The 6,537-nt window shown below is 35.4% G+C and carries 5 protein-coding genes; 1 reads left to right on the forward strand and 4 read right to left on the reverse strand.

Annotated features, from left to right (window positions below):
- The first annotated feature begins 85 nt into the window (after positions 1-85).
- Positions 86-757 carry an OmpW family outer membrane protein gene (locus A9G44_RS09875; protein WP_065589746.1) on the forward strand — a complete coding sequence of 224 codons (672 nt, stop codon included), beginning with the start codon at positions 86-88 and terminating at the stop codon, positions 755-757.
- 49 nt (positions 758-806) lie between these two features.
- Here A9G44_RS09875 and A9G44_RS09880 read toward each other — a convergent pair whose 3' ends face one another.
- From A9G44_RS09880 to A9G44_RS09895, 4 genes are all read right to left on the reverse strand, one after another.
- On the reverse strand, positions 807-3,665 hold the full coding sequence (locus A9G44_RS09880) for a valine--tRNA ligase (RefSeq protein WP_065610770.1): 2,859 nt from the start codon (positions 3,663-3,665) through the stop codon (positions 807-809).
- Positions 3,666-3,858: 193 nt separating this feature from the next.
- A complete protein-coding gene (gene panC, locus A9G44_RS09885) occupies positions 3,859-4,707 on the reverse strand; it encodes a pantoate--beta-alanine ligase (protein WP_034912860.1) in 849 nt (282 codons plus the stop codon).
- Between the two features lie 5 nt (positions 4,708-4,712).
- Positions 4,713-5,567: a 3-methyl-2-oxobutanoate hydroxymethyltransferase gene (gene panB, locus A9G44_RS09890; protein WP_065574775.1), complete on the reverse strand. Its 855-nt coding sequence runs from the start codon at positions 5,565-5,567 to the stop codon at positions 4,713-4,715.
- Complete coding sequence (locus A9G44_RS09895; protein ID WP_034912851.1) at positions 5,564-6,406, reverse strand: Rossmann-like and DUF2520 domain-containing protein; 843 nt, start codon at positions 6,404-6,406, stop codon at positions 5,564-5,566. The genes panB and A9G44_RS09895 overlap by 4 nt, the downstream gene beginning before the upstream one ends.
- Between the last annotated feature and the right edge of the window lie 131 nt (positions 6,407-6,537).

The following is a 6,537-nucleotide window of genomic DNA, read 5'->3' on the forward strand; positions in this document are numbered from 1 at the left end:
TTAGTTATAAAATCAATATTATTTATCTAACTAAAACTTGTTGTCATAATTTACATTAATTCGGAATTTAACTTTGGAGGCAAAAATGAAAGTATCATCAATTACAATGCTTATCTCAATGGGATTAGTAAGCTCTTTGGCTTATGCTCATACAGCAAATGAAATTATAATTCGTGGAGGACCGGTTTATGTTCATCCTCAAGATAAAAGTGATCATGTTAAAGTAGGTGGAGTAAAAAGCGATCTAAAAGCAAAGGCAGATAACGATACCCAACTTGGATTAAACTTTCAATATATGGTTACTGATAATATTGGTGTCGAATTGCTAGCTGCAACGCCTTTTAGCCATCAGCTTAAGTTAGGTGGTGGTAATTCAACAGGCCTTTCTGGTGCTCATTTAGGAAAAATTAAACACCTACCGCCAACATTAAGTGCTGTTTGGTATCCGCTTGATTCGCAATATGAGTTTCAACCTTATCTTGGAATGGGCATAAACTACACCTTCTTTTTTGATGAAAAACTCAATGGTGAAGCTAAAAAGGCTGGGTTCCATGGTTTAGATCTTGATAGTTCCTGGGGCTGGGCAACACAGGTTGGTGCTGATTATACTTTCAATGAAAATTGGCTCGTTAATGCTCAGATACGTTATATTGATATTGAAACGAAAGCAACTACACATTTAGGCAATACAAAAGTGACAGCCAATTATAAGCTTGATCCTTGGGTTGCTATGATTGGAGTTGGGTACAAATTTTGATTTAATAAGTATAAAAGCCTCTCATTTGAGAGGCTTTTTATTATTAATATTAAAGATTTTTTATCAGCAAATATTGTTCTTGCAGTTTGGCTTTATCATTAATATAACCTTGTTGTTTTTCTTTCTCTTTAGTGACCACTGCCGCAGGTGCTTTATCAACAAAGCTTGCGTTAGATAACTTGTTTGCAATCCGCATAATTTCACCTTCAATGCGTGCAATTTCTTTTTCTAAACGAGCAAGTTCATTTTCTTTATTAATTAATCCTACCATAGGTATTAATAATTCCGCACCGTCAACTAATTTAGTTACTGATAAAGGTCCAGTTTCATTTTCATCTAATAAGACTATTTCAGATAATCTTGCTAATGATTCAATAAAACTAATATTATTGCTAGTAATTCGATGCACTGTTGGTGACGCTTTACGAATTAATAACTGTAGTGGCTTACTTGGTGCAATGTTCATTTCTGCACGAATATTACGTACAGCAATTACCGCATCTTTTATCCAATTAATATCTGCAACTGCCTCATCATTTGAAGACTGGTTATCAAAAATAGGCATTGGTTGTAACATAATGGTATCAGCTTTAATATCCATTAGTGGTTTTACATTTTGCCAAATTTCTTCCGTTATAAATGGAATAATTGGATGAGCCAGACGTAATAGAGCTTCTAATACAGTCACTAACGTATGACGAGCTGCACGTTGCTGCGATGTTTCGCCATTAGCTAAAATGGATTTCGTTAGTTCTAAATACCAATCACAGAACTGGTTCCAAGTGAATTCATATAAAATATTAGCAGCCAAATCAAAACGATAAGTATCAAATGCCTCACGATAATTTTTAACTGTTTGATTAAATTCAGCCAAAATCCATTTATCAGCTAGCGAATAATCTAAATCTCCTCCTTTAAAACCACAATCATGCTGCTCAGTATTCATTAACACATAACGGCTTGCATTCCATAGTTTATTACAGAAATTACGATAACCTTCTAAACGTTTTAAATCCCAATTAATATCACGCCCTGTTGATGCTAGTGCTGCGAGTGTAAATCGTAGTGCATCAGTACCATGCGTTTCAATGCCATTTGGGAATTGCTTTTCTGTTCGCTTAGCAATTTTCTCAGCAAGTTGTGGTTGCATCATATTGCCTGTTCGTTTTTTTAACAAATCAGCTAAAGAAATACCATCAATCATATCTAAAGGATCGATAACGTTTCCTTTAGATTTTGACATTTTTTGTCCTTCTTCATCACGAATTAGACCTGTGACATACACCGTTTTAAATGGGACTTGCGGTTTTCCATGTTCATCTTTTATAAAATGCATGGTCATCATGATCATTCTAGCTACCCAAAAGAATATAATATCAAAACCGGTCACTAGCACATTCGTTGGATGAAACGTGGTTAAGTCGTCAGTATTTTCTGGCCAACCTAACGTTGAAAATGTCCAAAGCGCAGACGAGAACCAAGTATCAAGCACATCTTCATCTTGCTCTAACTCAATATCATTTGACAAATTATTTTCACGTCGTACTTCAGCTTCATCACGCCCCACATATACATTACCTTGTTTATCATACCACGCAGGAATACGGTGTCCCCACCATAATTGACGGGAAATACACCAATCTTGAATATCATTCATCCAAGAAAAATACATGTTTTCGTATTGTTTTGGTACGAACTGAATATCGCCATTTTTGACCGCATCAATGGCTGGTTTTGCGAGCACTTTGGCTCGCACATACCATTGGTCCGTCAACATAGGTTCAATAACAACACCGCCACGATCACCATAAGGAATGGTTAAATCATGAGGTTCTATTTTTCCCAAAATACCTAGTTTTTCACATTGTGCAAGAATAGCTTTACGGGCAGCAAAACGCTCTAAATTCTGAAATTCTAATGGTATATCAGTTGAATATAACGTGCTAGGTTCTCCGTTAGTATCAAATACTTCAGCTTGTGTACGAATATTACCATCAAAAGTTAGGATATTTATCATTGGTAACTGATGACGGTGCCCAACTTCATAGTCATTAAAGTCATGAGCAGGTGTGATTTTTACACAACCAGTACCTTTAGTCATATCGGCATGTTCATCACCAATAATAGGAATGCGACGATTTACGAACGGTAATACTACAAATTTACCAATCAGATCTTTATAGCGTGGATCTTCAGGATTAACAGCAATACCTGTGTCACCGAATAATGTTTCAGGACGAGTTGTGGCGACAACTAAATAATCTTTTCCTTCTGATGTTTTCACACCATCAGCAAGATGATAACGTAAGTGCCACATTGAACCTTTTACTTCACGATTTTCGACTTCAAGATCAGAAATAGCGGTACGCAGTTTTGGATCCCAATTAACTAAACGTTTGCCGCGATAAATCAGATCTTCTTGATATAATCTAACAAAAACTTCCTTAACGGCATTGGATAAGCCTTGGTCCATTGTAAAACGCTCACGCTCCCAATCAACTGAATCCCCTAAACGACGCATTTGCTTTGTAATGCTGCCACCTGATTCAGCTTTCCATTGCCAGATTTTTTCGATAAATGCATCACGACCATAATCATGACGAGTTTTGTTTTCTTCTGCAGCAATTTTCCGCTCTACAACCATTTGCGTTGCTATACCTGCATGATCGGTTCCTGATTGCCACAAAGTATTATTGCCCTGCATACGATGATAACGAATTAAGGCATCCATAATAGTTTGTTGAAATGCATGCCCCATATGTAAACTCCCAGTTACATTTGGTGGTGGGATAGCAATACAGTAACTTGGTTGGGACTTATCGCCATTGGGTTTGAAATACCCACTTTCTTCCCAATGTTTGTAAATAGGTTGTTCAATTTCTTGTGGATTATAAGTCGTATTTTTCATAATTAATGCATAAATCCTGATTTAAGGCATAAAATTTTGACCATTCTACAGTAAAATAGCTAAACAATAAATTGGCAGAATAATAAACTCGTTGATTTAATCTTCTTAAAAAATTTTTATTACACGACAAATGACAAAAAAACCGCTTTATATCAAGCGGTTTTATATATCTATCACCAAAATATTGTTATAACTAGGGATGTTGATATATAAAATTATCAATTAACCGTGTTTTACCAATATAAACGGCTAACGCACATAAGCTATCTTGCTCAAGCATATCAACCGATTGTAAAGATGTTAGATCAACAAATTCAATATAATCAATTTTAGCTAAGGGTTGATTGGTTATAAGCTCATGCATAACTTTTGTAATAACAGTTACTGACTTTTCTCCCTGCTTTATCATTGCTTTGGCACTTTCTATAGCTTGATAAAGGCAAACAGATGCGGATCGTTCGCTTTCGGACAAATAACTATTACGCGAGCTTTTAGCTAGCCCATCAGCTTCACGCACAATCGGACAACCAACAATCTCAATATTAAAATTCAGATCATTTACCATACGTTTAATTACAGCTAGCTGCTGTGCATCTTTCTGACCAAAATAAGCACGATCAGGTTGCGTAATATTGAATAATTTTGTGACAACAGTGCAAACACCTTTAAAATGCCCTGGACGCTTTTGTCCACATAATGCGTTGGTTAAACCATTAACATCAACATAGCTACTAAAATTAGGAACATACATTTCATTAACAGTTGGGCAAAAAATCAAATCTACCCCCATCTGCTCACAAGCAATTTTATCTCTATTTAAATCACGAGGATAGCTGGCTAAATCCTCAGAAGGACCAAACTGGATAGGATTAACAAAAATGCTCACAATTACTTTTTGGTTTTCCTTTTTAGCCGCAGCCATTAGACTTTGGTGACCCTCATGCAAATATCCCATTGTTGGAACAAGCCCTATACTATACCCAGCTTGACGCCAAGCTTTTACTTGTGCTTGGACTTCTTTAATTGTACTTACAATATTCATTTGTATTAGCCCTTATGGTTAATAGTAAATTCAAGCTTGAGTTTCTCTATAACATTATCTTCAATAGAAAACTCATGATTTGTAGCTGGGAACTGTCGATTATTAACTTCTTGGCAATACAATTTAAAAGCTTGTTTCATTTGTTCACCAATCGATGCAAAAGATTTCACAAATTTTGACGAAATACCATCATACATTGATAACATATCTTGATAAACTAGCACTTGCCCATCACAATCCCCCCCCGCTCCAATGCCAATCGTCGGAATATTAACTAATTGTGTGATAAATTTCGCTAAACCTGCCGGAACACACTCAAGCAAAATAGCTGCAGCACCAGCTTTTTCAACCGCTAATGCATCAAGAACAATATTTTTAGCATGTTCATAATCCTTACCTTGAACTTTATACCCACCTAAAGCAAGTACAGATTGTGGCATTAACCCAATATGCGCTACAACAGGAATAGATGCTTGTGTAATCATTTTGATATGTTCATAAAATGCTTGCCCACCTTCAAGTTTCACTGCTTGAGCTTGCCCTTCTTTGATTAAACGACCTGCATTTAAAACCGCATCATATACAGACGTGTGATAAGACATAAAAGGTAAATCTGTCACCACAAAAGCTGACTTAGCGGCTCTTGCTACTGCTTTGGAATGGTGAATCATATCCTCCATAGTAACCGATACAGTACTATCGTAACCTAACATCACCATTCCTAAAGAATCACCGACTAACAGACAATCTATACCACTTTCGTCCATTAATTTGGCTGTAGTATAATCGTATGCAGTTAACATGGTAATTTTTTGTTGATTTTGCTTGCGTTTTTGTAGTGTAAGAATTGTATTTTTCAAGGTAACAGCTCCAGCTCTAATTGTCGATAATCCTTATTTGGATGTTTTGTCCGACTAATATTAAGTAAAATAGTTGATAATTGTAGATAAATCGGCTTGAGTTCATCAGGCATTGCCATAATATGTTGTTTGATAGTTTCAATATCACCACGTTCGACAGGTCCAGTCAAAGCATTGATCACTCCTACTTTACCAATATTATTTGCATTTCCTAGAAATAATGGATGCCAAGCCTGTTCACTAAATTCAGCATCTAGTGTACATTGTTTAAACAAATCAACACCGATTTGAACCAATGCAATAACTTGATTACTTAACATAACACAAGCAGCATGATACAACGGTTTTTTACTTGCAGGTAAAATTGCTAAAGGATTATTTAGTGGAGCTAATGTGGCTCGTAATTGAGGGATAATATTTTCATTTGCTTCAAGAGTAAAAGAGATACCTGACATTGCCATATAGCAACTAAATCTATCATAAATAGCATATAAAGGATGCAAAGAAAACGCAAATGGGTGAACAACCTTATGTTGACTAAAAATATGCGATGTTAACAGACCACTACAATGACCAATCCATTTGTTAGCAATAGATAATTGACAAAGTTCTTGCCAAACTGTGACTATTTGACCATCAGGTACTGTGACTAATATGCAATCACTATCATTAACTAATTCAGGTAAAGAAGTATAATGTTGGCTTTGAGTAAAATCACTTGCCTCTTTTGCATGTTCGTAGGTTTGGCTATAAAATCCAGAAATCTGCATTCCACATAAAGAAAAATACTTAGCTAAAGTACAACCTACTTTACCTGCACCGATAAAACCAATAATCATTACAACTGTAAATTATTTGAAGTCGTTGCATTATAGCTTAATCAGCTTGATATTCAATCAAATTAGATATCAATAACATTTAAAATAAATTAGTAAGATATAATTTTAATAATTATAAAATTAAAAGAAAA

The sequence above is a fragment of the Gilliamella sp. Occ4-3 genome (assembly GCF_001690675.1).
GTDB lineage: Bacteria > Pseudomonadota > Gammaproteobacteria > Enterobacterales > Orbaceae > Gilliamella > Gilliamella bombi.

Excerpts from the sequence above, each read along its gene's own strand:
- A9G44_RS09895 (WP_034912851.1), bottom strand. The coding sequence starts at position 6,406 with ATGATTATTGGTTTTATCGGTGCAGGTAAAGTAGGTTGTACTTTAGCT.
- A9G44_RS09875 (WP_065589746.1), top strand. The coding sequence starts at position 86 with ATGAAAGTATCATCAATTACAATGCTTATCTCAATGGGATTAGTAAGC.
- panC (WP_034912860.1), bottom strand. The coding sequence starts at position 4,707 with ATGAATATTGTAAGTACAATTAAAGAAGTCCAAGCACAAGTAAAAGCT.
- A9G44_RS09880 (WP_065610770.1), bottom strand. The coding sequence starts at position 3,665 with ATGAAAAATACGACTTATAATCCACAAGAAATTGAACAACCTATTTAC.